The sequence below is a fragment of the Candidatus Woesearchaeota archaeon genome, assembly GCA_026394965.1.
GTDB lineage: Archaea > Nanobdellota > Nanobdellia > Woesearchaeales > 0-14-0-80-44-23 > JAPLZQ01.
On sequence record JAPLZQ010000110.1, the window covers coordinates 1 to 24,340 of the forward strand.

The following is a 24,340-nucleotide window of genomic DNA, read 5'->3' on the forward strand; positions in this document are numbered from 1 at the left end:
AATAATATCTCAAAAGAATTGTTCTTGTATATTGCTGTTAATGCCCGTATGCAGTTTATCAGGAAAGATGCGCTTGCAATAATGTATGCTGCTTTTAGCTCCCTGAAAAGGAAAAATGCTGCTGCAAGAAGGGGCATTGCATAAAACAGGTATCTTTCGTGCATCTCTGTTGAGAGCATGAAAAAGGAGAATGCGGCAAAAGCGCAGGATAGGATAAGAGCGCAAATTTCTCTCTTGGATATTTTTTCGTCTTTTTCCAGGAAAAGCCTTTTTTTCTCTTTTTTCGTTTTTATCCCGATATACGCCAGGGAAAAGACAATTGATGAGAAAAAAAGAAGCAGGGAAAAATGCCTGAGGGAAAAATGCGGGAAAATCATCAGGTTATCACTTGTGCTGTTCCACCACTCATCGGCGCATTTTCCAAGAGTGCAGTCCACAATTTTCCAGATATTGTAGGCGTTCATCGTTATGTGGGGATAAACCCCTGCCGAATTGAAGGCAACATGCGTAACATCTGATAAATAGCCGAATGATGCAAATGGGTAAATTATTGCGATTGCAGTTATTGCCCCTGCAAGAAGCGATGAAAGAACCCTTTTCCAGCTGAATTTCCTGATTATAAAAAAGAGAATTATCGGCAGGAATATTATGTTCTGGAGCTTGTAAAACACTGAGGCAGAAAGAAAAATCATTGAGATTTCAGGTTTTTCTATGAAAAGGATTGCAAGAAGGGTAAAAAGAATTGTGTCTGCCTGCCCCCAGTAAGATGTCACAAATATTATTGCTGGATTCAATGAAAATATGAGCGCAGACAGAAATGCGTGCCTTGGGCTTATCCTCTTTACAATGTAGAATATTGCTATTGCTGAAAGAATGTCAAGGATTATGTTGGGGATTTTGAGAAAGTCAAGAGCGCTTAACCCGAAATTAATGTGAGAATGCAGTTTTAGCGCCTCCCTCTGCATGAGAAGGATTAAGGGCATGTTGTCTGAACTTGATTTCTTATAGATTTCCCCGAAAGCAGAGTCCTTTGAGCTTGAAGCCCAGGAAAGATACATGTTCCTGTCGCTTAAGTATCCGCTTTCTTTTACAAGGAAAATTCTGGAAAATAAAGTTAAAATAATTATCAATGCAATGAGCAGAAATTCCCTTTTTTCACAGATAATTTTTTTAAGAGGATTAATATGGCTTTCCTTCCTGCCTTTCAATTTTTTTACTTTAATCCCCTCTTTTTTAGATTTAATTTATCCTGCGCATCCTTTCTATTGATTTGAGATAATTTAGAATTGTCCCGAATATTTTAACCTTGCTCTTCCTCTCTTTTTTTCCCTCTTTCTTTTTTACCCTCCCCTCTTCATTCCAGGAAACCGGGATTTCTTTTATCCTGAATCCTTTTTTTTCTGCAAGGACAAGCATTTCTGTGTCAAAAAACCACTCATTGTCTTTTACTTTCGGGATTATGTCTCTGAGAGTTCTTTTGCTTACTGCCTTGAATCCGCATTGGGCATCCCTGAAATGCGCCTTGAGGATTGTTCTTAGGAGGAGGTTATATCCCCTTGACAGGATTTCCCTGAAAAATGTCCTTTTGACTTTTGCGCCTTTGATTAGTCTTGAGCCTATTGCTATGTCATATCCGCTTTTTATTGCAGAATAAAGCTCAGGCAGGTTATTGAGGTCTGTTGCAAGGTCTGAATCCATATAGCACAAAATATCGGCATTGCTTGAATTCCACGCTTTTTTAAGGGCTCTCCCCCGCCCCTTTTCCTTCAGTTTGATATATCTTGCTTTCTTGTATTTCTTGCAGAGCTTCTCTGCTGTTTTCTTTGTTTCATCTGTTGATGCATTGTCTGCTATTATTATTTCATAATCATATTTTTTTGCTTTAAGGAATGCGTTTAATTTTCCTATGCATTCTTCAAGAATTTGCGCCTCGTTGTAAACGGGTATTGTTACTGAAAGTTTCATTTCTTCACTCTTTCTTTTTTCCAAAACCAGGTTCAAATGCCTGTAAAGCATCTTCGGAACTAAGCCCTATTGCCTGAAAGAGGCTTCTTATGTCATTCTGCCTGCGCAGCAAGATTGGGTTTTGCGCAAATGATGCTATTTTGATTTTCACCCCGTATTTCCTGCACAGGAAAATATTCTGCATAATCCTTCCTATGATGTCAGCCCGCTCTGAATTTTCTGAAAGCAGGATTTCGCTGAGGGAAAGCCCTATTGCAATCCCCTTTTTCCTTGCAGAATTGCACAGCACCTGGTTGAGCCCTGAGTTTCTTGATATTGCAAAATCTTTTTTCTGGCTTTCAAGCCCGAATATCATGTCTATTCCCTTTGCATCAAAAAAGCTTTTGGAAAGCCCCCTTGCTGCTACAATGTCTGACTCTGCAGAAATTTTTTTGTCAAGAGAGAACTGCTTTGCTTTTGTTGCGTCAAGTATTAATCCTGAAAGAATCCTGATTTGCGGCTTTGTTTTTTCAGTTATTCCTGCAAGCGCTTTTTTCCTGTCAAGAAATTCCTTTGGCTGGTAGAGGAAGCACAGCCCTTTAATTCCAATCCTCTGCGCAATTCGTATGAACTCCTCTTCATTGTCCTTCGGAATCACTATGTCTATCATTTTGCTCTTTTCTGCTCTCCTTAGCGCTTGATTATTTATTAAACTTTATGATTATGGATGATTTGTTATCTGATTTATTTTTCATTTGATTATTTTGCATTTCTTATCTTTTCAAGAATTATGCATGCCCTGCAAAGCTCCTTTGTGCTCGGCTGTCCGCATTCCCTGCAGTGCATTATATCGCCTTCTGAAAAATACTCTCTCAATTTTGAGAGTGATTTTAAGTGACTTTTCAGGAATTCCTCTTTTGCGCCTTTTCTTTTTCTCTCAATCCTTTCTATTGACTTTCTGATTGAAAGCCTGAATGCCTCTTTCCTGTAAGGGCACCTTTTCTTCAGCACAGGAAAGTGCATGATGTTTGCATATTCCACTATTTCCCTTTCGCTGCATAGATAGAGCGGCTTTACCCTTATTGTAAATTTCTTATCGCTTCTTACTCCTGTAATTGGTCCGAGCCTTGCATTTGTAGAGATGTTTGCCTTTGTCATGTTCATGAATATGGCTTCTGCCTCGTCATCTGAATTGTGCCCTGTTGCTGCCCTGTCAAAGGATGAAAGTTTTTTGTTAAGAAGCCACCTTCTCAGAACTCCGCAGATTGAGCATGGCTTTTCATGGACTATTTTAAGAATCTCATCAAGGGTAAGCCCGAATTCCTCCTTGAATGAGTATGTCTTTAGTTTTATTCTGTGCTTTTTGCAGAAATCAATGGAATTTTCCCCTGTTTCTCTTTTGTAGCTTCCCTCTGATATCCCCTCATCTATGCTTACTGCAGTTACATTCGGGAAGAATTTATTTACCGCATAGAGTGCAACTGTTGAGTCCTTTCCGCCTGAAAATGCGACTGCAATCCTGTCTTTTTTTGAAAGGAGTTTATACTTTCTTATTGTTTCAATGACTTTTCTTTCAAAGTATTCAATGAAATGCTTTCTGCAAAGCCCGTTAAGGCACGCCCTTTTTCTGCATTTGCTGCATTTCATTTTTCAAAAGAATTCAGTTCAGCTCAATTATTTTTTCTGTTGCCATTGATTTCTCAAGCTCTTTTTTGACGCTGATTTTTGACTCAAGGAATTCAATCTCCTTTTCATCTGACTTTGTTGCAGGATGGAGTGGAACTGCGCTGCATCCAGTTGTCTTCTCAATGGATATCTGGTATGTCCCAATCTGCTCTGCCATTTTTATTATATCGTTCTTGTCAAGCCCTATTAACGGGCGGAGCACCATTAATTCCGATGCGTTGTTTATCGAGCTCATGTTGGATACTGTCTGGGATGCAACCTGCGCGAGGCTTGAGCCGTCAACTATTGCAGATGCGCTTTCCTTTTTTGCGATTTCTGACGCTATCCTGAACATTGTCCTCTTGCAGAATATGCATGTGAACCTGTTGTTTATCTTCTTGAATTCAGATAGTGCATTTCCTGCTGTCACAACATAAAGCTTTAGCTTGTCGCCGTAATAGTATTCTGAGAGCTTTTCTGCTGTCTTTTTTGCGCGCTCAAGCCTGCTGCTGTCTGCAAACGGGCTGTTGTCTATGTAAAGCAGAACTGCCTTGCATCCGCGCCTCATCATGAGCCATGCTGCAACTGGGCTGTCTATTCCGCCTGATAAAAGGCACAGCACCTTTCCCTCTGTTCCAGTTGGAAGCCCCCCTGGTCCCGGAGTTTTCTCTGTGAACAGGTATGCTGTCTTATTCAGGATTTCAATTCCGACATAAAGCTCAGGCTGCATTAGCTTTACCTTTGCGTTTGTCTTTTCCTGGACAAATCCCCCAAGCTCCTCATTCAGCTTCTGGGAGTCAACTGGGAATTTCTTGTCCATCCTCTTTGCGATTATCCTAAATGTTTTATCAGGGCTTATTCCGTTCTTTTGGAAAAGCTTAAGCGCCTCTTCTTTCATCCTCTGAACATCAGATTCGCCTGATGCAGGAATTTCTTCTGCTGCGCTGAATGATGCAATCCCAAAAACCTGCTTCAGGCATGCGCATTTCTCCCTGACCTCCTCGTCTGAGAAAACGATTATTCTTCCTGTGTATCTCGAAAGCCGCTCATAATGGAGATTGTGCTTTTTCAGGCAGAGCTTGATGTTTCTTGCAAGCGCCTTTTCAAAGAAGCTTCTGTTCTGCCCTTTAAGGAATATCTCATTATACCTTACAATAATCCTGTTCATTTTACTGTTCTCTTCCTTTTTGGCGCCTGAATTTTCCATAATCCGGGAATTGGCAGGTTTATTTATAAATCTTTTATTTTTACCCTGATAGAACTCTTCTTAGCCCGGTTTTCTGCGCGCTTCTTTGAGATGAATATTATTATCCCGCCGGGGATTGCAATTAAAATTGAAATCAGGAATGCTGCTGCTGCAAGTGAAAGCCAGAGGAGCGCAAATGGTATCAGAAGGAGTGCTATTGCTGCAAGAATAATGAGAGCAGCTAAAAACGCGAGGATTCCCTTTAATCTTATGCTCATTTCCTTTTTCCTTTTTTGGCTTTTTCTTTTTTTGGATTGGATTTTGAAAGTGAGATTAAAAACGGGATTGATGCAATAATGAGGATTATGCTTGTTATCTGCCCGAGATTCAATCCCAAAAATGAAATGTCCGGCTCCCTGAAGAATTCCACAATAAACCTAAGGACAGAATATGAAAGTATGAAGCACCAGAAGATGAATCCGTCCTTGAATCTCCTCTTTTTTGAGTTGTATTTTGTGAGACAGATTAGGAGAAGGAACACTATGAAGTTCTTTGCTGACTCATACAGCTGGGATGGATGCCTAAATCCCTCTGCTCCCGGAAACTTGACTGCCCAGGGAACGCTTGTTATTCTCCCGTATAGCTCGCCGTTGATGAAGTTTGCAATCCTTCCGAATGCAAGCCCCAGGGCGAGGGGGATTACAACAATGTCTGCAATTTTGTAGAATGATATTTTCTTTTTTCTGCAGTAAAGGAAAAGCGCAAGAGCCCCTCCGATAAAGGCGCCGTGAGCAGCAAGCCCGCCGTGCCAGAGCGCAATAATCTCAAACGGGTTTTGAATGTAAAAAAGCGTATCGTGCATTAAGATGTGTGCTATCCTTGCTCCGGCAAGCCCTGCTAAAACCATGTATGAGAGCGCCTCAAGAAGGATGTTCTCGTCAATTCCGGAATTTTTTTTCCTTGAAAGATGAACAATAAGCGCAACTCCTAAAAAAACAGAAAGGGCAAGTATTGCTCCGTAATATCTAATCTCAAGAAATCCCACTCTTGCTAAAACCGGGTTTATGTTGTGTATAAACATGTCCTTTTAGATTAAGGTTTTATTGATTTAATCTTGTTTATCAATATTAACAAAAAAAAATGAAAAATAATAAAAAAAAATTAATTAATATTTTTAACCGCAGCTTCCCGCAGGAACGCTGCTTCCTGCTGAGACTATTGCGCTGCAGCCGGAGAGTTCTGGATTGTACTTGCAGAACTGGGTTTGGACAGTTGCTGCGTCAATTCCTCCGAACTGGTATCTGTTGTTGGCAATCCATGTTGGGGACGCTCCTATGTTCATTGCATTTGCAATCTTTATGTCTTCCCTTAAAAGCGTCTTTCCTTCTTCTCCCTTTGCGCATGAATCAACCTTTGTAACATCAACCTTTGCTTCTGCTCCACAGGTCTTCCAGTCAATTCCCTTTATTCCGTTTACGCTTCTGCAGTAGGTGTAATTAAGCCATTTGTCAGGAGAGTATTTCTTTGCGCACAACTGGACTATGTCCTCGTCAACCTCATACTGCCCATGCAGGCTTGTAAATCCTGTGCTACTTTCACTTGCGATATAGTGCACTTCATATGCGAAGCTCTTGTTGAAAGTTGTATAAACTTCCTTCAGCGCCTCAATTGCCTTCTTTCCATATGGACAGTCGCTCATTACGAAAAGCATCAGGTTTGCCTTCTTCTCTTCCCTGCACTCAAATGATGCTGTGCACTCTGGGTCAAGGCAGTCAATCTTTCCATCTCCGTTGTCATCTATTTTATTGTCGCAGATTTCCTTTGTTGGGTCAAATGATGAGCCTATCCTTAATGACATGTAGTCGCCCTTCGCATCCAAGTAATTCTGTATCTGGGTGTAGCTTGCCTCTTTCTCAACTGACTTGTCAAAGAGTATTGCCGGAAGCGCTGTAATCTTCAGTGAGTCATAAAGCGCCCTTCCCTCCTTGTCAGAGTAGTCCAGGGTTGTAACCTTCATTGAAGGGAACATTGACTTTAGCTGGGTTTCAATCTGCGCTATGGCGCATGTGTCACATCTCTTGTCATTTATTATTATCAGTCCTGAAAGATTCTTCTGCCCGGTGTTCTTTATTATCAAGAACACAGCTATTCCAATCACAATGATTAAAAGCGCAAGGCTGACATATTTTAAGACTTTTGGCTTTATCCTTCTTGCCTTCTTTTCCTTGTGGCTTTCCTCGTTTTCTTCTGATTTATGGTGCTTTGCCATTTTATAACCTCCAAATTAAGATGATTTTATTCTGAGATTTCTGCGGGTGTTATCAAAAAAATCATTTGACGAGGAGTAGTTTTGGGTGGTTTTTAAAGTTTTCCCTATTACGGCGTTAAGTTTAAGGCCATGATAAAAAATTTTTTATAATGATAGACAATTATTATGAAAATGAGAGCATTCATAGCGCTTGATTTCCCTCCTGAGATAAACTCTTATGTGAAAGGCGTCCAGGAGCAGCTTTTTGGAACTTCAGGGCTTTCCATAGCATCTTCCCTTCATCTCACCCTTAAATTTCTCGGGGAGATAAGCGAAGAAAAGGCAAATGAGATTAAGGCGGCTCTATCCAATATTGCTCTTAAGAGATTCTCCTGCATAATTTCCTCTCAGGGGGTTTTTCCCGGATACAATAAGCCGAGGGTGATTTGGCTTGGGCTGAAATCAGATTCCCTGATTGAGCTCAACAGGAAGATTGATGATGCGCTTATCCCTCTTGGATTTTCCAGGGAGAGTTTTTCTCCCCACGTAACCCTTGCAAGGGTAAAATTCATTAATGACCGAGATGTCCTCATAGCGAGAATAAGGAATCTGAAAGTTGAGGAGAAATCCTTTCAGGTGTCAGAATTCTTCCTGAAAAAGTCGGTATTGAGTGAAAAAGCCCCTGTTTATGAGAATCTTTCCAGGTTCAGCCTGCAATAACAGTTAAATTTATAAATATCCCCTGAAGCCTTCTGAAATATTACCTATGCATGCGCGCTGTAGCGCAAAAGCTGCCTGAAAAAGGCGAAACTGCTGAGGTTAAAAAAATGCAGTGTAATAATTCTATTACGCTGTTATATGGAGGAAAAACAAAATGGCAGAATCTTTTTTGGTTCCCACAAATGACTATCTCAAATCCGGAATTCACATCGGGACGAAGTTCAAGACAAAATACATGGAAAATTTCATCTACAAGACAAGGCCGGACGGGCTTTCAGTCCTGAACCTTCAGGTTATAGACCAGAGAATCGGGCTTGCAATAAACATGCTCTCTCAGTATGCACCTGAAGACATTGTGATTGTAAGCAGGAGAGAGAACGGCTGGAAGGCAGTAAAGCTCCTTTCCAAGATAACAGGAATAAGGATTTTCACAGGGAGATATCCCCCGGGAACACTGACAAATCCCCAGCTCAAGACTTACATTGAAACGAAGATAATCCTTGTTACAGACCCATGGCCCGACAAGAATTCAGTTCTTGACGCGTTTGAGATGGGCGTTCCTGTGATTGCATTGTGCGACACAAACAACCAGTCAAACTATATTGACCTTGTTGTTCCCTGCAATAACAAGGGAAAGAAGAGCCTCGGACTTTTCTTCTGGATTTTTACGCGCGAATACATGAAAAGGCGCGGAATGATAAAGAGCGACGAGGAATTCAAATACACCCTTGACGACTTCTCAGACGAGTAGGCATTTTTTATTGTTTTTAAATTATTTTATTATTTTGTTTTGCCTTTGAGGAATCATCTTCTTAAGATTTTTTACTCTTCCTTGAGATAGTCGGCCGAACTCACGCCGTATCTCTTTTCCAAATCAAACTCTTTCCATGCTGTGCTTATCTCGGCCTTTATGTTCTTCATTATCCCGGCAGACAGCAAGTTTCTTGCTTCTGCTTCAGATTCTGCAGAAAAATTTTTCAGTGCTGACTCAAGAGTGAAAGGCTTTCCAAAACTTAGATACAATGAGCTCTTTTTGTAAAGCATACTGAATGCAGCAACTGCCCTTACCACAAGGTTCCTGTAGTGCTTCTCGTCAAAAAATACTTTGTTGTATTCATTCATATTCGCAATCAGAGCGACACCCACGGGCATTATTTTTATTTCAGAAGTAGGAATATTTATTTGTTCAGGAGCATTGAGCAGAACATGCGCCAATCCGTTGTGGGGCTTTGGAAATACTCTCTCCCTTGTTATCTCTCCATTTATTGCTATGGTAACCGGGCGTTTGAGACAGAGGTAAGCCCAGAACTGGTTAAAGAAATTATTTAGCTTTGTCCTCTCAAAACGGGTGCCGTCATTAAAAACAGGAAAGGCGCCTGTGCCCTCTACCAACCATGTGAGGGCTTTTGAGCTCTTGTAAAAGAGATCCTGAAATGCAACACTTGCAGGATGTATCCCTGCCTTGAACAGCCGGCATATAATCTCAACAGCATCGTAATCAATCATGTGGTTGTAAGTAATAACCGCGCATCTGGATTTCTTAATCTCATCCAGATTTTCAAGCCCGGAACATTTCACCTGCTTATAGACAGACCTGCTCAGCCCCAGGTATAATGGGGTGACAAAAGGCTGGACTAAAAAATTCATGAAATTATCCTGGTATCTTATGCGCTCTTCTGTCTCTTTTATTGTCTCTTCAAGAGATTTCGGCTTCAGATACTCATATGACAAATGCTTGCACCCCAAACACCAATTTTGCACTGCAATTTATTTTGCAAAAAATGATTCTTTAAAATAATCCTCAACACTTCTATTGTATTTCTTTTCTATGTCAAATTCATTCCATGCTTTCCTGATTTCATTTTTTATGCGGTTCATGATTTCTGCTGAAATAGCCTCTCTCTGCTCAATTCCATTCGGCTCTTGATGATTTTTTAATACTGATTCTAAAGTGAATGGCTCTCCAAATTTTAAAAAGAGCGATATTTTTTTGCGGATTTTCAGCAACCCGTTTTTAGTTTGGGAAATAAAATTCCTGTAATGCACATGGTCAGAAAGGATTTTAACATACTCTGTCAGGTCTCCGATAAAAGCGTTTCCGACAGGCAGGATGTATATCTCATCTGCCTTGGCGCCTATCTGTTCCGGAACGCGAATAAGGGCATGGGCAAGCCCGTTCTCCGGCTTTGGAAATACTCTCTCCCTTGTTATTGAACCATTGATTGCCATTGTAACCGGCTTCTCCAGCTCGAGGTATGCCCAGAATTGCTTGAAGAAATTGTCCAGTTTCAGCCTGTCAAGCTCGCCAGTCCCTCTGCTGCTCCTAATGCCGTCTTTTTCTTCGTAAACAAGATATACTGGAAAACTTCCACTTCCTTCCATAAGCCATTTGAGAAGCCGGTCGCCAATATTTTTGTCAAAAAAGACTTCATGCTTTGAAACATTCGCGGGATGTATTCCTGCACGCATAATATTGTAAACAATTTCGACAGCATCAAAATTGAACATGTGATTGTAAGTTATAATACTGTATTTTTTGTCTTTAATCTTCTCAATATTCTCAAGCCCCGAGGATTTGACTTCAGCGTAAATAGGCCTGAGGATATTCTTATACAAGAACATAATTGGCGGGATAAAATCCCTGCTGAAATTTTCCTGCTGCTTCAAGCGCAGCTTTGTCTCCTCTATAACTTCCTCCAGAGTCCTCTGCCTTGAGTAATCATAATGCATGGGAATGCCATAGCCCTGCTTATTTATAAAATATGCTATTGCATAGTGGTTATAATTCAGGCAAATCGCTGTTCTTTTTTGAATTATTTTTTGATTATTGTTTTGTTTTTGCCTGCAGATGCTTTCTTAATTTTCTGTTTGCTTCTTCCTATTTTGCCTTTTAATTTGCCATTCCAAAGTGGCTACAAAACGAAAGATTTATATACTTCCATGAGTTAATAACTACTCATTGGTGATAAATAATAAAAAGGGAGGTGTCTCAAATGAACTCAAAATCAAATAAGAGCGGAATAAGGAATCTTCTTGGGACAGCTGCGCTTATAGGAGCAATAGGAACAGCAGGGATTTTCGGCTACAATACATTCACTCAGCCAATTCAATACAGGTATTCTGTTGCGCAGAGCGCTGATTCAGAAATTTTCAGGATGGGGGGGGAAAAGGAATTCTACACCTGGAAAAAGGTAAAGGCAGACGAGGGAACAACATATTCAGACTATGTAGGAACAAACTGGGCTCTTTTGGAGCTTACAGAGCAGAGGAATGGATATGATTCAGGGAAAATCCCATTGCATGCGACAATTGAGGTTCCGGAGAGGGTTCCCTCAGAAAAAGTCCCTTCAGGACTCACTCTTGAAGAGAAGGTTATAACCGGGGATTAAATTCATTGTCTCTTATGTAGTTTCTTTTTTTATTTTTTGTTTTGTTTGTTTTTATTTTTTATTCAGTTTTCCAGAGATAAAGCCTTAATGCCTTCGGGCTGTAAAATGTTGAGTTTGAAGCGACAAATGCTGAATAGACAATCACCTCTTTATTTGGAAGCGCATTTGAAAAAAACAGGGGATTTTCTGATATTGTGAATGTGTAGTTGTACTGCCTCAGGTTTTCCTTGATTAGCTCATTCCCTATTGAGATATTGACTGAGTCATTTTCTTCAGAAAGAACATATCCCCGGAATGTTGAATTCTCTATTAGCATTTCAAGCACCCTTACTTCCTGCTCTTCTGGCTCAGTCCTTGTTATTCCGGGCATTATGAACACGAGAAAGGTGAATGCAATCATTATTGCAAAGAAGACCTCGAGTATCTTGACAAATCCGGATTTTCCAATGGTTTTTACCAAGCGCTTACCCCCACATTGCAGCTTTCCCTTGTGCCATTTGGGTATAAGATGAAATCATCAATCTCCTTTGAGTAAATGTCTGAATCAGAAACAGGTGCATTTCCTATTTCCATGTTTTTTCCACTGCATGAAATCTGAACAAACAGCCCCCTTCCTGAGGGATATCCTGATGATACTATTGAATATCTGTTTTCAGCAGACGCCTTTTCCTCTGATATTCCGCTGAGGTTTGCAAGGATGCCAAAAGCCACCTCATACGGCCTTGAATAGTTGATGACTGCGGTGTAATCGCCTGAATGGGGAATTATCCTATATTCAATGCTTTCAAGCTCTTTTTCTATTTCCAATTCGGCAAATTCTCCTGTCTCTCTTATCCTGATTTCAACAGACGTGTTGAATGCGAATGCAATGCTTCTTTCTGGGATTTGGGGGCTGTAGAGTTCAATGAACTGCGCTGTGTGGCTTGCTCCTTCCTCTGTTATGTTGCCGCTTTTCTCATTGTCAATGTAATAATTGCTGAAGTTGTAAAGCGAAAAATTCATGCTTATCATTGCAGGATTTTCTGAATTCAGGAATCCAAAAAGCATTGAGGAATTGTGGAATACATAGTATGAGTGGTTTATCTCTCCTGAAGAAAAGCGGTATATTGCAATAATTTTCCTGTTTGTGAATGAGCTGCTTTCTGGGATAATCATGACGTTGTTTGCAGATACTGAAAAATTGTAAAGCACGCTTATGTTGTTGTATGACATGTTTCTCAGGATTGAATTGGTGAAATCAGCCCTGAAATGCTCTGTTGTGGAAAAGCCCTCCATCGCATTTATCCCTGGAGAAGGAAGGCTTGATGAATTGTGCGAAGAGTGTATTAGGTAAAAAAATATCTTTCCTCTATCTGCATTTGAGAAATCAGCATAGGTGAATATTCTTCCGTCTTCTATGGCGAATTGCGCATCAGGAGAAATCACTGTGTTGTTGTCAAGCCAGGGATAAGGAAGGGGAATTATTGCCGGCTCATTTGAGGAAAGGTTTGATTTCAGGACAACCATTGTTTTCTCGACCTGCCAGTTCATGCTTTTCAGGTTTCTCTCTATTATCCAGTATAGCGAGCTTGCAGAATTCTTCGGCTCTGAAATCGGCTTGAGAAAGACGAAGAACCATGCAACAAAGAGCATGAAAAGTGTGAGGCTTATTATAACATCAATCTCTGAACCTCCCCTTTTTTTGCTGGTTTTCATTTTAGTTATGTTCTTGTGGTAATTGGCTTGAATTGATTTAAACTTTTCTTGAAAGGAGCATGATTAATGCTCCCGCCATTGCGGATATGACGAGCTTTCCTGCAAGGTCTTTAAGCATCTGAGAGGAATCCTTTATCCTTCCCTCTTCTATTTTAATGATAAGGTCGCATGAATATATGTATGAAAGAACTGCAAACAAGGAAAAATAGTATATATTAACGCCAAAGCTCTTCAGCCAAAGTAAGGCAAATGAGTAAATCAGGATGAATGCGAAAGCCTTGTTTGGATTGGGCATTAAAAAATTTTTAAGCTTGCTCATTTTTCCCTTTTCAGGAATTATCTGGAATTAATATTAATTAATATTAAGCGCCTTTTCTGCGTCTGACTTCAGCCTTGCCTCAAAATCAGCCTGCCTTTCACCCTCGCGCTTTTCAGCTGAAAGCGCCTTTATCAGCTCATGCAGGATTCCCTTAATCTCCTCCCTGCTGCATCCCGAAAGGTTCATCTGGGACGAGTTCTCCTCTATCATCGCTTCCTCTATCTTTTCAACTGAATCAGATGAAATCATTACTTCAGTAAACTCATCTGACTTGAGGGAGAATGTGTTCTTCATCACAAAGAAAGCCCCCTTACCGTAGAAATATGAGAATATTTCTGTGAAATTTATGTCTGAGATTTTCCCTGTGGAAAGCTTTCCCGAAAGCCTTATCAAAACTATTGTGTTTATGAACTCCCTCTTCTCTCCTGCATCAATGATGCTTGTTGTTACCTCCTCTGCGCTTTTTCCTGTGCATTCTATTGAGATTGGGCAGGTGTTGTATGCCACAATTGGCTCGTATTCTGCCTTCAGCGAATTTTCATCTGCATCAACTATGAAAAAGCCCCCGTTCTGGAGTTCCTCCACTTCTGAAAAGCTGTTTGGAAAAATTGGACCTGGATATACAATCTTTCCATACCCTGAAAAATCCTTTTCAAGAACTGTGTGCACATGCCCGCCTGCATAATAATTAAACCCCTTTGGGAGGAATGATATTGGCGCTGACTCAAAGTGCGAATCTGCTCCGCTTAATTCCTGTATTGGCGAGTGGAACATGAAAATCTTAAAGCCGCTTTCCTTTTCAAGAGGCTCCCTTTCCAGATTCTCATAGTAGGATTTCTCAAGCATCCCCCTCTTTCCCAGGATTCCTGTGATTTTTGCCCCTGTTTTCTCATCTCTAGTAAAAGAAAGGCTCAGCTTTCCGTCTGAAACACTGCCCCGAAAGACATTTGTGAAAAGTTTTGCATTTTCAAGCACATCAAGCATGGTTTTTCCTGACGGGCTGTAATCATGGCTTCCGGGTATTATATAAACCGGAATTTTTTTGTCTTTTAATTCTCGGAGTTTCAGAACAGTGTCCTTTAAGCTATCTATACTTGGAAAGGCTGTGTTGAAAAGGTCTCCTGCAATAAGGACAAAGTCAACCCTCTTTTCAATGCAGATTTCAACTGCCCGAAAGAATGCCTGCATGTTTGCATCCCTTAGCTTCGGCTCCCTCCAGGCGCCTATGTGGCAGTCAGCCATATGCGCGAATCTCATGGGAAAAAATTAATCCGAGACAGTATAAAAAAGTTTGCCTCGGGTTTAAATCCGGCTTTCAGCAGCCATATTGCTTTCTGTTCCCTTTTCATATTAAAAGCCCTAACATTGTATGAATATTGTGCTTACCCTCAATATCAATAAAAAGTTTTATATATAACTTAATTATTTGGAATACCAGGGAATTAGAGGAAAAAATCCTTATCAAATGCTGTTAAAATTTTTGAAAAAAGGTGGTAAAGAATGGCTGGCGAAGAAAAGAAACTGAGCACCCAGTTGATGGGAAAGACTGTAGTAAGTAAGACTGGCAAGAAATTCGGGGAAGTCGGCGACATCATATTTGAAACAAAATCAGGCGAACTGATACACATTGTTCTTAAAAATCCAACAATCTACACAGAAAAAATGGACCTTGAGAGAGACAAGGACGGAAACATCTTAATCCCTTTCAGCGCAGTCATTGCAACAGGCGACTATCTTGTTGTTTCTGAAGAGGACATTGTATAAATTATTCTGAATTTGCTTTTCTGTTTTTTCTTATTATTCTTAATTATATTGTTTCTTGGGATTATGCTCTGCAGACGAGAATAAATTAAAGGCACTGCTGCGTCTCTATCCGAGATGCATTTTCAGAAAAGCTTTTTTATGTAGCTTGAAAGAAGCCCAATTATTATCGCAAAGAGGAATACTGAATTTATGATTTTCCATACTTTTACTGCTTTCTTCTTGTCCCTTATGTTGCTTTCAAGCGCAACAAGGAGCATTTTTGAGCCGTCTGTTATGAATATGGGAAGCAGGTTTGAGAGCCCAACGAAGAAATTAAGTGTGAATATCCACTTGAAAAGCCCTTTTATCCAGTAGAAAAGCCCTGAAAACCATCTGTATTCCTGCTTTACAACCCGCACATTCCTTATGTTCTCGATTCCTATGTATGCCCTCGTATTGTCTGCAGGGCTTTTTATTGTCTCAATTGCGTAGGTTCTGTTCTCATTTCCCATGCTCCAGTTTTCTCCTGGAGAGGCGCAGAAGTATAGCCTTTCCACAAAAAGGTTTGCATCCTTAACGCTCTCATTTCCAACCTTGTTTATCAGTGCTCCTGTAACAAGCCCTGCCTTTCCTGCAGGCATTGTTGAGTTAATGATGTCAAATGAAAATCCGACAGGCATCGTTATTCTTTCCTCAAAAGGCGCGAGCCTTGTTCCTGTTGAGTCAGCGACATAGGGAAGGATTGCAAATATTATGAGAGCAAGAATCAGGTTTATCATGGGGCCTGCTGCAAATATTGAGTGCTGGGCAACATCCTGAATTTTTGAAAGCTCCTTTTCATCAGGGTCAACAAAGGCAACAGGGAATATCGGGGCTATTATCCCAAGGATTGCAAAACCGCTGGATTTTATCCTGACCTTGTGCGCAACTGCCACAATCCCGTGTGAAAACTCGTGGATTGCTGCTGTCACAAAAAGTCCTATAAGCCAGTACCAAAAAGAAAGGTATCCGATTCCAGGAATCTGAGTGCCCGGGTAAAGCAGGTACATCCCTGTTGCAGTTGTCCCCGGAGAAAGCACAAACCGTATCATTGTGCTGAGTATTGAGTAGGAGACTGCAAGAAGCCCGCAAAATCCTAAGCCGACAAAGCAGTATCCTATTGTTATTATGAGCTTTCGGTATTTCTTTCCAATCCAGTTCATCAGCTTTATTCCTATGCTCGTCTTGTAAAGGAGCATGTAAACAACAGGATAAAGTATCTTCTGGAGCTCAAGGTTCTTCCTTTTTTTCCTGATGTATAAACTTAACAGAAAGATGAAAGCCAAAAGTGCGATTAAGTCGTAATTCATTTTTTATGCTGAGCCTTTTTTATCCCTAAAAATGAATGCATTAATAAAAGTTTAGGAAAATGATTTTAAAAAAAGTTTACTTCTTTCTTATTGGCTTAAGCGCCTTGCTTCCGCATCTTCTGCAGGAAATCTTCCCTGCAATGACTTTCATGTTTGGAGCCCTTCTCTTGGTCTTGCATTTCCTGCATACGAAAACATTCTTGAACAACCTTGCTTCTGCTTCTGGAAATTTCATGATTAAACACCTTATCCCATATTTTTACGGCTTGAGCTGCTTCATTACCCTTGCGTCAAGCACTACCCAGTATAACACGGTGCAGCCTTCTGTTACCTGCTCCTTTACCTCTTCTGGGATTTCCATCTCAAAAGTTTCATAGGAGTCCATGTCCATTACGCTTGCCTTGCTTCCTGATATTGAAAGCACCTGGGCTGTTTTCTTTTCAATGATTGGAACTTCCACATTCTCGTGCCCGGGAAGGACTGCGACCCTTTTTTTGTCGTCAACAAGCCCCATTCCCTCGAACCTTACTTTTGAGTGCCCGTGCTTTCCCGGCTTTGAAATCTGCACGCTTGTAACCCTGCATGCTGCCCCCTCCATGAGCACATAATTCCCCTTTTGAAGCGAATTCGCGGTAACAATCTTTGTAGTCATAATGAACACCTCAAAATCCCGGACATTCTGCAATTTAATTTGGATTTAATCTTGGATTTTGAAACTGAATTTAAAAGAATTTTAAACCCTTTATAAAACTTTTTGTTTTTATCCTGATTTTGTTCTCCTATGCAAACATTTAAAAATATCTGCGGCTCCAATGGCTTTATGGATTTAATAAAAAATCTGAAAAAAGAGTCAGCCCATCTTGAGAAAAAGATAATCTTCATTGAGGATGATGATTCAAGGGTGATAGATGCTGTTTCCATAATTGCAAATGAAAAGATTGCATTTCCGGTTCTCATTTCAGATGAAAAAAGGAGCGTTAATGCGATAAGAAAAGACATACTCAAGGCATTCTCGCGCCTTAAGATTAGGAAAAGCGCAATTGAGAGGATATCAATAATTGATAAAAATGAGCTTGACCTTGATTATTATTCAGAGCAGCTTTTTATGCTCAGGAAAGAAAAAGGGCTCAGCATAGAAGGCGCAGTCAGGCTTCTCTCTGACAAGATTTATCTTGGAACAATGATGCTCAAGCTTGGGCTTGCAGACGCCCTTATTTCAGGCGCAAAACACCCTACGTCACACACCCTGCGCCCTGCATTCCAGATAATAAAGACAAGAATGGGGATAAACCTTGCAAGCGGCTGCCTTCTGATAGTTCATAAACTTGGCAATTTCATCTTTGCTGACTGCGGAGTCAATGTCAACCCGAATGAAGATGAGCTTGCTGAAATTGCGATAAGCGCTGCTGAAACTGCAGTCCAGTTCGGGATGAAGCCAAAGGTTGCAATGCTCTCATTTTCCACAAGGGGAAGCGCACAGAATGAGCTTGTGGACAAGGTGAGGAATGCAGCAGAGATTGCAAAGAAGAAAAGGCCCGACTTGCTGATTGAGGGCGAGATGCAGCTTGATTCAGCAATAGTCCCTGAGGTGTGCAAAAGGAAATTCCCTGGTTCAAAAATAATGGGCAGGGCTAATGTTTTAATTTTCCCTAATCTTGATTCCGGAAATATCGGCTACAAGCTTGTGGAAAGATTCGGAATGGCAAAGGCAGTAGGCCCTATTGTTCAGGGGCTTTCCAAGCCAGTTAATGACCTTTCCAGGGGATGCAGCACAGAAGACATAGTTAATCTGGCCGCAATAACAGCTGTCCAGGCAAAAATTTTCTGCAAGGGAGGAAAATGCTAAAATGTTCGTACTGGTCATAAATGCAGGGAGCTCAACATTGAAATATGCCCTTTTCAGGAATATTGACTCTGTTTGCAGCGGAATGGCAGACAGGATTGGATTTTCTGATTCATATGTAAGCATAAAGATGAGGAATTCGGGCGAGAAAAAGCTTGTCATCCCAATACAGAACCATCAGGATGCTATAAAGCATGTCCTTCAGGTTATAACTGACTCTGGCGCAGTTAAGAAACTTTCTGAGATAGATGCAATAGGGCACAGGGTTGTGCACGGCGGAGAGCTTTTCAGCGAAAGCGTAATAATAGACAGGGATGTCATATCTGCGATAAAGAAATACTCAAAGCTTGCTCCCCTCCACAATCCCTCAAACCTGTTGGGAATAGAGGCGTGCGAAAAGCTTATGCCCGACACAACGCAGGTTGCTGTCTTTGACACTGCATTCCACCAGACAATTCCTGAAAAATCATTCATGTATGCAATACCCATGAAATTCTACAAACAGAACAAGATAAGGAGATACGGCTTTCACGGGATAAGCCACAAATTTGTCTCTATTGAGGCTGCAAAAATCCTCAAAAAAGATGCAAGAAATCTTAAGATAATAACCTGCCACCTCGGAAGCGGTGCTTCAATTGCCGCAATTGAGCACGGAAAAAGCGTTGACACAAGCATGGGGTTCACGCCATTAGAAGGGCTTATGATGTGCACCCGCTCAGGGGACATTGACGCGGGGCTTGTGCTTTACCTGGAAAAGGAGATGAAGATGAGCAAGGATAAAGTTGACAGGATGCTCAACAAGGAATCAGGAATCCTCGGAATCCTGGGATTCTCATCTGATTTCAGGGACATACTCTCAAACCTTAAAAACAGGAAAAAGCCAGAGGCAAAGCTTGCCTTTGACATGTTTGTCCACCGGGTGCAAAAATACATCGGGGCATATTCTGCTGTTATGAACGGCGTTGATGCAATTGTCTTCACTGCAGGTGTTGGGCAGAACTCAGGAATTACAAGGGAAGCAATCCTTTCAAATTTTGAATACCTTGGCGTTAAGATTGACAGGAAAAAGAACCTGGCAAACGAGACAGTTGTCAGTGCTCCTGATTCAAAAGTGAAAGTTCTTGTGATAAAGACAAATGAGGAGCTGATGATTGCTGAGGAAACAGAAAAGGTTCTTAAGAAAAAATAATTATTATTAAAAAAAAAATTATTTAATGCCAAAGAATTCTAAAGTTTGCGCATACATTTTTTTGCCTTTAAAGAACATAAACCCATTATTCAGCTCAAGCCATCCTAAAGTGTCTTTAAAATATTTTCGTTCTTCAAAGCTTGGTTTTAGCAATGCCGGCGCTTTTAGTTTAATGGCATTTTCGTTATCATACAACTGCGTGATTATTTTTTTAACCCCGTTTTCGTCTTCTTTTTTGCAGATATAATATGCCTTTTTCTTATCATCAAGTTTGCAGATTCCCGTAGCAAAATCATTAGCCTGAGAATATTCTGAAATCATTTTTAATGCATTATTGACAATGCCGTTTTCAAATTCAGCAGCACCCATATAATGCCAAGACCAGATGTTGGCTAGTGCTTCTTCTGTCTTTTCCTCCAATCCGCTTGAGCCTGCTCCAAAAGAGAAAGGATTTACCGGTGCATTGTTTTTTCTTTGAACTGGCTTGTCCAATCTTTGAATAAGATAAGTTGTCTCCATTTTTTACCTCCTCTTGTTAAAAAAGATAATAGAAAAATAGAAACGCTGACATTATTTAAATGTTTCTTTCATAGTTACTTAAAAATAGTAAATCGTGTTTTCCTGATTTAATTTTTATTAATTTTAATTTCTTATCTTCTTACTCTTGCCTTTAATTTATCTTGTATCGGAGTTTTGCTGCAATCCCCCCTATTCCATCCAGCCTTTTTCCGGGCTCATTCTCAGATGAGATTATAATTATTGATGCCTTTATTGACTCTGAAAGCCTCATCAGCCTCTCAAGCTCCGGGTATTTCCCTTCCTGCCTTGCCTTTTTTATGAATTCATCTGTCACAAGAATCTTTTCAGCTGCGCCTGAATTCACTGCACCTGAAACCTGGTTGAATCCGTATTCAGAAAGCCCGTCTTTTGCAATCTCAAAAAAAAGCTCTGAAACAGCCTTTTCCTCTTTTGAAACCCTGTCTTCCTTGAGGACGCTCTCAAGCTCCTGCCTTTTCATAAGCTCCTCAATTGAGGTTTTGTCAACGCTGCTCACTGTTGCAGGGACAAGCTTTTTCTTCAGCTCGGGATCAGTCACCTCTTTCATTAAATACTCTTTCCAGAATGCCGGGCTTGCTATTATTATCTTTTCAAGCGCGTATCTCTTGTCATATTCCTTGAGGGCGTCTATTATCTCGGAATAGAAGCTTCCCTTTGCCTTTCCCCTGCTTCCCGAATCATATTTCTTCTCAATGTCCCCTTTCATCTCAAGAAGCTTCTCATATCCCTGCATCCTGATAAGGTAGAAAAATGCCTCTTCCCTGTCAAAAATGCATACCGCTATTTTTGGGAGGGAAACTGAGCTCATTTCAATCTTGTCCAGATGCGGCTTTATCCACTGCCCTTTTGTGATTGTTATTGTGCTTCCAGGTTCAACACTGAAGGTATGATAGCTTCCGTTGGAAACATCATCTGTCCCTTCAATGACTGTTCCTGAAATCCTCAATATGTCTGAATACTTGTGGAATTCAATGCTCTCTGCTTTTATCTTAAGAAATAACTCTTTCTTGAATGCAGATGATTTCCTGTCCTCCTCGCCGCCGAGTTTTATCTTGCGAAGAGTCCTGCCGCTGATTATGTCTCCGCTCTCAATAATTCCGGAAAGGCACCATAAGTCATCAAGGTTTTCTGCCTTGAGCCTGATTTCTCCATCCCTGAGATTTTTGTGCATTATTTTCATTGTTTTACTCCTGTTTTAGCACGAATTTTCCCTCTGTTTTTCGCTGGTTTAACAGAAAAACATATATATTTAAACTTATTTATCTGAAATGGTGGTTCATCATGAATTCCAATAAAAAAAGGTGTGATTTTTTTAATTCTGGCAAAAAAGCGCAGGGCGGAGTCCAAACCTCTGTTCTGATTGGAATAGTTGCTCTCATGATAATTGCATATCTTCTGTTCCTTCCCCCCGAAGTAAGAGAGGAAATGCTTTTTGGGAATGACAGCGAAGGCTCTTCCTCAGATGCAGACGCAAAAGTAGTTTTCCTTAATGAAAAACCGGGAAAGCTCGAGCCTTCCTCAATTTTTGACAGGTATGAGGATGGACATTCCTTTTCAGATGTATATCTTAAGGTTTCAAGCGAAGCAACAATCCTGAAAAAGATAAATCCTTTTTACATAAGAAGCAGTGTTTTTTCAAGCGTGGAAAAGAGCGTTATCTTTGAACTTAAGAGCGCTGAAAGGACAGAAGGGGTTTTGCTGTCATTTTCTGCGCGGGAGCACTCGGGAAGGCTTGCAATAATGCTGAATGGCGAGGAAATCTTCAACGGCGAGATAACAACGCTTAATCCTGAGCCAATTGAGCTTCCTTCAATGTCTCTTGCTGAAAAGAACATTCTTGAATTCTCTGTCTCAAAACCTGGTGCTGCCTTCTGGAGGAGCAACAGCTACAGCCTTGAGGACATAAAGATAACAGGATATGTTACAGACACAGTGCTTCAGAGCAGTAAGAATGTTTTTGAGCTTGTTGACTTTGAGCGCAATAATATCGAGAATGAAATGCTCTCAATGTACATAGAATGCCTGTCTACAGAAGCAGGAAGGATAAGCGTTTCCCTTAATGGAAACGAGATAGCTGACTTTGCTCCTTCATGCAGCGATGTGAAGCGCATTGAGGTTTCGCCTTCAAAGCTTGCGATTGGCGAGAACAGCATTGTGTTCAGCACAGATGTCGGAAGGTACATGCTTCAGCAGATAAGGATGGTGCCTGAATTCAAGGAAATAATGCATCCTGTTTATTATTTCAGCGTCAATGAAAAGGATTTCAACAGGATAAAAAACGGAACAGTTGGAGCAAGGCTGTCAATAAGGTTTGCAGACGACTCTGAAAAGAGCTTTGACTTCAAGATAAACAATGTCCTCAAGCATGTTGAGACAAGCGATGTTGAATACAAGCATGACATCTCAAAGGATGACATAGTGCTTGGAAACAATGCATTCAAGCTTGAGCCGCTTGACACAATTGACGTTGCCCAGATAAGGATTGAGACATTCCTGCCTTAGGTAAGGCGTTTTTAAAAAAAAGAGGCGAAATGAACCTGAAACATATTTATTCAAATTCTTTTTTGATAATTCATTCATCCGCCTGCATTTGCTCATGGAGAAAAAAAGAGATGGCTACAATTGGGAAAATTTGGGCTCCTTTTCTGAGGAGGGCATAAAATGCCTGTTCCGGTGGCGGCTGCAGCAGGCGCGGTAAAAAAAGGAATTGATGATGCAAAAGAGCAGAGGAGACAGAGGATAAGAGAAAAAGTTGAAAAGATAAAAGAAAGCATAAGGGAAAACGCAGACAGGATAAAAGAAAAAATAAATGACCGGAAAATCAGAACTGAATCTGCTCAGGCATCAAGGGAGCCAAGCACCCGCCCTCCAATTGGAGCATATCTCAAAGGGTATGCCCAAAACATAAATGCTGACAGCACTCTCTCCTTTCTGAAAAAGATACCCTTTGTAATAATTGGTGCGCTTGCCGCATTGTTCATGGGATATTCCGGCGTTTCCTGGTGGGTATGCGCGGGAATTGCAGGATTATTTGCGCTAATAATTTTCTCAAGCAGGACAACTGCTGCAAATATCTTCAATATACTTATCGTTCTAATCGTCATTGTTCTAATGATTTATTTTTCAATGAAGTTTTTCCCTGTGCTCCAGATTCAGGCAGAAATAAGCGGAAAAAAGAATGTGCAAACAGCAGGAGGGGAAATTAAGGATTTCCTTGCAAACACAAACAAGCAGATGACAGGGTATATTGAAACTCAGGTGGAATGCGCTTCAGGAAACTGCCCCACCGGGGAGGCAGAGGGCGAGTATGTCGGAATGAGCATTTCAGAGCCTACCCTTCTTGTTCCTGAAAATGAATACAAAGCAGGCGATGATGTTACATTTTATTCTGATGTCGAGGGAATAAATCTTAGGATATACAATGACATAATTGCAGTTCCAGAATGCTATATTGAAAATGAAAAGGCATCTGCAATAAGCCCTTCTGAGATACCCTTCATGGACATAAGCAACAGGAAAAGGACAGTAAGGTGCGTTGGCAATACAGTCAAGAGAAAGGACATGGAAAATGAATTGAATGTAAGCGTTTCATTCCCTTTCACAACAGAGTCAGACCTTAAGATTTATGTCATGGACGATGCAAGGAGAAACCTCATGATGGAGATGTGGGGCGAGGATTTCCTGGCAAATGTTTACGGGCAGGATGAAAACACTGTTGCAAGATTCAACGACGGTCCTGTAAACCTTGGGATAAGGGTAACACAAAATCCAATAGGGATAAGGGCTTCGGCAAAAGAGTCAACCTCTGCAGAGATTGTTTTCGCGCTTTTCAACCAATGGGGCTATTATGGGGGAGAAATCTCAAAGATTAAAAACATACGGATAAGAGTTCCTGATAACATTGAGATATATGCCCCGGATGAGTTAAAGGACTTCTGCCCATTCAAAAAGTCAGGCGATGAGTATGTTCTCCAGAGCGGTTTTACAGTGAAATACCCTATAATTTCAGTGAAATCCTTCATCTGCGGGATTAAGGTTACTGGAATGAGTGAGCAGAGCTTTGACCTTTGGATGCCCCACATAAAAGTGATTGCAGAATATGACTACATTATGAGGGCGCATTCAGACATCTACCTGCAGGAAGCCAAAAAAACAACTGGAGATGGCTCTTCAGGCGACGGGCTTACTGAAATTAGCTTCACAGAGGAGGACTGCGCGAGGCTTGACCCTTCAAATTTAGCTTCACAATCATACATTGACATTTATGAAGGAACTGGCCGGGGAATGGAAATAAAAGAGGGATTGGATAATGCAATATCAGAATATCAGGTTGATTGGCTCACTCCTTTCCAGATGAGGACAATGCTTCTCGGAATGATGACACAGGAAACAAGCGTGGGAAAATTTGGCGATGATGATGGAGACGGAACTCCTGACCATATTGCCGGCTGCACATCAGAAGACAATCCTCTTTATGTTAAAAATTCAGTTT

The 24,340-nt window shown here is 40.8% G+C and carries 27 protein-coding genes; 8 read left to right on the forward strand and 19 right to left on the reverse strand.

The features are described from left to right. From NTV63_05100 to NTV63_05135, 8 genes are all read right to left on the reverse strand, one after another. The coding region (locus NTV63_05100; GenBank protein MCX6710295.1) for a hypothetical protein at positions 1–1,208 on the reverse strand (1,208 nt) is incomplete at its 3' end. A gap of 31 nt (positions 1,209–1,239) precedes the next feature. Further along, complete coding sequence (locus NTV63_05105; GenBank protein ID MCX6710296.1) at positions 1,240–1,965, reverse strand: glycosyltransferase family 2 protein; 726 nt, start codon at positions 1,963–1,965, stop codon at positions 1,240–1,242. 4 nt (positions 1,966–1,969) lie between these two features. Continuing rightward, complete coding sequence (locus NTV63_05110; GenBank protein ID MCX6710297.1) at positions 1,970–2,614, reverse strand: hypothetical protein; 645 nt, start codon at positions 2,612–2,614, stop codon at positions 1,970–1,972. An 89-nt stretch (positions 2,615–2,703) separates the two neighbouring features. Then, complete coding sequence (locus NTV63_05115) at positions 2,704–3,591, reverse strand: TIGR00269 family protein (GenBank protein MCX6710298.1); 888 nt, start codon at positions 3,589–3,591, stop codon at positions 2,704–2,706. Between the two features lie 13 nt (positions 3,592–3,604). Beyond that, a complete protein-coding gene (thiI, locus tag NTV63_05120) occupies positions 3,605–4,816 on the reverse strand; it encodes a tRNA 4-thiouridine(8) synthase ThiI (protein MCX6710299.1) in 1,212 nt (403 codons plus the stop codon). Between the two features lie 23 nt (positions 4,817–4,839). Beyond that, positions 4,840–5,073 (reverse strand): hypothetical protein, encoded by a 234-nt coding sequence (locus NTV63_05125; GenBank protein ID MCX6710300.1) that lies wholly within the window; start codon positions 5,071–5,073, stop codon positions 4,840–4,842. Beyond that, the gene (lgt, locus tag NTV63_05130; GenBank protein ID MCX6710301.1) at positions 5,070–5,876 is read right to left on the reverse strand and encodes a prolipoprotein diacylglyceryl transferase; all 807 of its coding nucleotides are present in this window, start codon (positions 5,874–5,876) and stop codon (positions 5,070–5,072) included. The genes NTV63_05125 and lgt overlap by 4 nt, the downstream gene beginning before the upstream one ends. Before the next feature lie 93 nt (positions 5,877–5,969). Further along, entirely contained in the window at positions 5,970–7,064 is a 1,095-nt protein-coding gene (locus tag NTV63_05135; GenBank protein ID MCX6710302.1) for a hypothetical protein, read from the reverse strand. Positions 7,065–7,235: 171 nt separating this feature from the next. Between NTV63_05135 and thpR the strand changes: the two genes are divergently transcribed. Continuing rightward, positions 7,236–7,763, forward strand: a complete 528-nt coding sequence (thpR, locus tag NTV63_05140; GenBank protein MCX6710303.1) for an RNA 2',3'-cyclic phosphodiesterase — start codon at positions 7,236–7,238, stop codon at positions 7,761–7,763. Between the two features lie 154 nt (positions 7,764–7,917). Further along, a complete protein-coding gene (gene rpsB, locus NTV63_05145) occupies positions 7,918–8,514 on the forward strand; it encodes a 30S ribosomal protein S2 (protein MCX6710304.1) in 597 nt (198 codons plus the stop codon). 71 nt (positions 8,515–8,585) lie between these two features. On the opposite strand, the gene NTV63_05150 is transcribed toward rpsB, so the two are convergent. Then, the gene (locus tag NTV63_05150) at positions 8,586–9,494 is read right to left on the reverse strand and encodes a hypothetical protein (protein MCX6710305.1); all 909 of its coding nucleotides are present in this window, start codon (positions 9,492–9,494) and stop codon (positions 8,586–8,588) included. A 36-nt stretch (positions 9,495–9,530) separates the two neighbouring features. Next, positions 9,531–10,493 (reverse strand): hypothetical protein, encoded by a 963-nt coding sequence (locus NTV63_05155; GenBank protein ID MCX6710306.1) that lies wholly within the window; start codon positions 10,491–10,493, stop codon positions 9,531–9,533. Positions 10,494–10,756: 263 nt separating this feature from the next. On the opposite strand from NTV63_05155, the gene NTV63_05160 reads away from it, so the two are divergent. Then, positions 10,757–11,152 (forward strand): hypothetical protein, encoded by a 396-nt coding sequence (locus NTV63_05160; protein ID MCX6710307.1) that lies wholly within the window; start codon positions 10,757–10,759, stop codon positions 11,150–11,152. Between the two features lie 58 nt (positions 11,153–11,210). Here NTV63_05160 and NTV63_05165 read toward each other — a convergent pair whose 3' ends face one another. From NTV63_05165 to NTV63_05180, 4 genes are read right to left on the reverse strand one after another with little or no spacing between them, the layout of a single operon-like run. Continuing rightward, positions 11,211–11,612, reverse strand: a complete 402-nt coding sequence (locus NTV63_05165; GenBank protein MCX6710308.1) for a hypothetical protein — start codon at positions 11,610–11,612, stop codon at positions 11,211–11,213. Next, entirely contained in the window at positions 11,606–12,847 is a 1,242-nt protein-coding gene (locus NTV63_05170) for a hypothetical protein (GenBank protein ID MCX6710309.1), read from the reverse strand. The genes NTV63_05165 and NTV63_05170 overlap by 7 nt, the downstream gene beginning before the upstream one ends. 37 nt (positions 12,848–12,884) lie before the next feature. Next, on the reverse strand, positions 12,885–13,142 hold the full coding sequence (locus tag NTV63_05175) for a hypothetical protein (protein MCX6710310.1): 258 nt from the start codon (positions 13,140–13,142) through the stop codon (positions 12,885–12,887). 57 nt (positions 13,143–13,199) lie between these two features. Continuing rightward, positions 13,200–14,423, reverse strand: coding sequence for a DNA repair exonuclease (locus NTV63_05180; protein ID MCX6710311.1), 1,224 nt, complete (start codon positions 14,421–14,423; stop codon positions 13,200–13,202). 243 nt (positions 14,424–14,666) lie between these two features. On the opposite strand from NTV63_05180, the gene NTV63_05185 reads away from it, so the two are divergent. After that, a complete protein-coding gene (locus tag NTV63_05185; protein ID MCX6710312.1) occupies positions 14,667–14,930 on the forward strand; it encodes a PRC-barrel domain-containing protein in 264 nt (87 codons plus the stop codon). Positions 14,931–15,052: 122 nt separating this feature from the next. On the opposite strand, the gene NTV63_05190 is transcribed toward NTV63_05185, so the two are convergent. The 3 genes from NTV63_05190 to NTV63_05200 all read right to left on the reverse strand — a co-directional run bounded on the left by NTV63_05190 (position 15,053) and on the right by NTV63_05200 (position 16,910). Beyond that, a complete protein-coding gene (locus tag NTV63_05190) occupies positions 15,053–16,258 on the reverse strand; it encodes a site-2 protease family protein (protein ID MCX6710313.1) in 1,206 nt (401 codons plus the stop codon). A 76-nt stretch (positions 16,259–16,334) separates the two neighbouring features. Continuing rightward, positions 16,335–16,493 (reverse strand): 50S ribosomal protein L40e, encoded by a 159-nt coding sequence (gene rpl40e, locus NTV63_05195; GenBank protein ID MCX6710314.1) that lies wholly within the window; start codon positions 16,491–16,493, stop codon positions 16,335–16,337. 24 nt (positions 16,494–16,517) lie between these two features. Then, the gene (locus NTV63_05200) at positions 16,518–16,910 is read right to left on the reverse strand and encodes a translation initiation factor IF-5A (GenBank protein MCX6710315.1); all 393 of its coding nucleotides are present in this window, start codon (positions 16,908–16,910) and stop codon (positions 16,518–16,520) included. A 168-nt stretch (positions 16,911–17,078) separates the two neighbouring features. Between NTV63_05200 and pta the strand changes: the two genes are divergently transcribed. Beyond that, positions 17,079–18,104, forward strand: coding sequence for a phosphate acetyltransferase (gene pta / locus NTV63_05205; protein MCX6710316.1), 1,026 nt, complete (start codon positions 17,079–17,081; stop codon positions 18,102–18,104). 1 nt (position 18,105) lies between these two features. Continuing rightward, positions 18,106–19,290, forward strand: a complete 1,185-nt coding sequence (locus NTV63_05210; GenBank protein ID MCX6710317.1) for an acetate kinase — start codon at positions 18,106–18,108, stop codon at positions 19,288–19,290. 18 nt (positions 19,291–19,308) lie between these two features. On the opposite strand, the gene NTV63_05215 is transcribed toward NTV63_05210, so the two are convergent. Together NTV63_05215 and NTV63_05220 are read right to left on the reverse strand one after the other, a co-directional pair. Next, positions 19,309–19,809: a hypothetical protein gene (locus NTV63_05215; protein ID MCX6710318.1), complete on the reverse strand. Its 501-nt coding sequence runs from the start codon at positions 19,807–19,809 to the stop codon at positions 19,309–19,311. 151 nt (positions 19,810–19,960) lie between these two features. Continuing rightward, a complete protein-coding gene (locus NTV63_05220) occupies positions 19,961–21,028 on the reverse strand; it encodes an mRNA surveillance protein pelota (protein ID MCX6710319.1) in 1,068 nt (355 codons plus the stop codon). A 101-nt stretch (positions 21,029–21,129) separates the two neighbouring features. Between NTV63_05220 and NTV63_05225 the strand changes: the two genes are divergently transcribed. Together NTV63_05225 and NTV63_05230 are read left to right on the forward strand one after the other, a co-directional pair. Next, positions 21,130–22,350, forward strand: a complete 1,221-nt coding sequence (locus tag NTV63_05225) for a hypothetical protein (GenBank protein MCX6710320.1) — start codon at positions 21,130–21,132, stop codon at positions 22,348–22,350. Positions 22,351–22,509: 159 nt separating this feature from the next. Beyond that, positions 22,510–24,340, forward strand: a 1,831-nt coding sequence (locus NTV63_05230) for a hypothetical protein (GenBank protein ID MCX6710321.1), incomplete at its 3' end; no start/stop codon positions are given.

Bases quoted from the DNA above. Each gene is read 5' to 3' on its own strand.
- NTV63_05105 (MCX6710296.1), bottom strand. From the start codon at position 1,965: ATGAAACTTTCAGTAACAATACCCGTTTACAACGAGGCGCAAATTCTT.
- NTV63_05110 (MCX6710297.1), bottom strand. From the start codon at position 2,614: ATGATAGACATAGTGATTCCGAAGGACAATGAAGAGGAGTTCATACGA.
- NTV63_05115 (MCX6710298.1), bottom strand. From the start codon at position 3,591: ATGAAATGCAGCAAATGCAGAAAAAGGGCGTGCCTTAACGGGCTTTGC.
- thiI (MCX6710299.1), bottom strand. From the start codon at position 4,816: ATGGAAAATTCAGGCGCCAAAAAGGAAGAGAACAGTAAAATGAACAGG.
- NTV63_05125 (MCX6710300.1), bottom strand. From the start codon at position 5,073: ATGAGCATAAGATTAAAGGGAATCCTCGCGTTTTTAGCTGCTCTCATT.
- lgt (MCX6710301.1), bottom strand. From the start codon at position 5,876: ATGTTTATACACAACATAAACCCGGTTTTAGCAAGAGTGGGATTTCTT.
- NTV63_05135 (MCX6710302.1), bottom strand. From the start codon at position 7,064: ATGGCAAAGCACCATAAATCAGAAGAAAACGAGGAAAGCCACAAGGAA.
- thpR (MCX6710303.1), top strand. From the start codon at position 7,236: ATGAGAGCATTCATAGCGCTTGATTTCCCTCCTGAGATAAACTCTTAT.
- rpsB (MCX6710304.1), top strand. From the start codon at position 7,918: ATGGCAGAATCTTTTTTGGTTCCCACAAATGACTATCTCAAATCCGGA.
- NTV63_05155 (MCX6710306.1), bottom strand. From the start codon at position 10,493: ATGCATTATGATTACTCAAGGCAGAGGACTCTGGAGGAAGTTATAGAG.
- NTV63_05160 (MCX6710307.1), top strand. From the start codon at position 10,757: ATGAACTCAAAATCAAATAAGAGCGGAATAAGGAATCTTCTTGGGACA.
- NTV63_05170 (MCX6710309.1), bottom strand. From the start codon at position 12,847: ATGAAAACCAGCAAAAAAAGGGGAGGTTCAGAGATTGATGTTATAATA.
- NTV63_05175 (MCX6710310.1), bottom strand. From the start codon at position 13,142: ATGCCCAATCCAAACAAGGCTTTCGCATTCATCCTGATTTACTCATTT.
- NTV63_05180 (MCX6710311.1), bottom strand. From the start codon at position 14,423: ATGAGATTCGCGCATATGGCTGACTGCCACATAGGCGCCTGGAGGGAG.
- NTV63_05185 (MCX6710312.1), top strand. From the start codon at position 14,667: ATGGCTGGCGAAGAAAAGAAACTGAGCACCCAGTTGATGGGAAAGACT.
- NTV63_05190 (MCX6710313.1), bottom strand. From the start codon at position 16,258: ATGAATTACGACTTAATCGCACTTTTGGCTTTCATCTTTCTGTTAAGT.
- rpl40e (MCX6710314.1), bottom strand. From the start codon at position 16,493: ATGAAATTTCCAGAAGCAGAAGCAAGGTTGTTCAAGAATGTTTTCGTA.
- NTV63_05200 (MCX6710315.1), bottom strand. From the start codon at position 16,910: ATGACTACAAAGATTGTTACCGCGAATTCGCTTCAAAAGGGGAATTAT.
- pta (MCX6710316.1), top strand. From the start codon at position 17,079: ATGGATTTAATAAAAAATCTGAAAAAAGAGTCAGCCCATCTTGAGAAA.
- NTV63_05210 (MCX6710317.1), top strand. From the start codon at position 18,106: ATGTTCGTACTGGTCATAAATGCAGGGAGCTCAACATTGAAATATGCC.
- NTV63_05215 (MCX6710318.1), bottom strand. From the start codon at position 19,809: ATGGAGACAACTTATCTTATTCAAAGATTGGACAAGCCAGTTCAAAGA.
- NTV63_05220 (MCX6710319.1), bottom strand. From the start codon at position 21,028: ATGAAAATAATGCACAAAAATCTCAGGGATGGAGAAATCAGGCTCAAG.
- NTV63_05225 (MCX6710320.1), top strand. From the start codon at position 21,130: ATGAATTCCAATAAAAAAAGGTGTGATTTTTTTAATTCTGGCAAAAAA.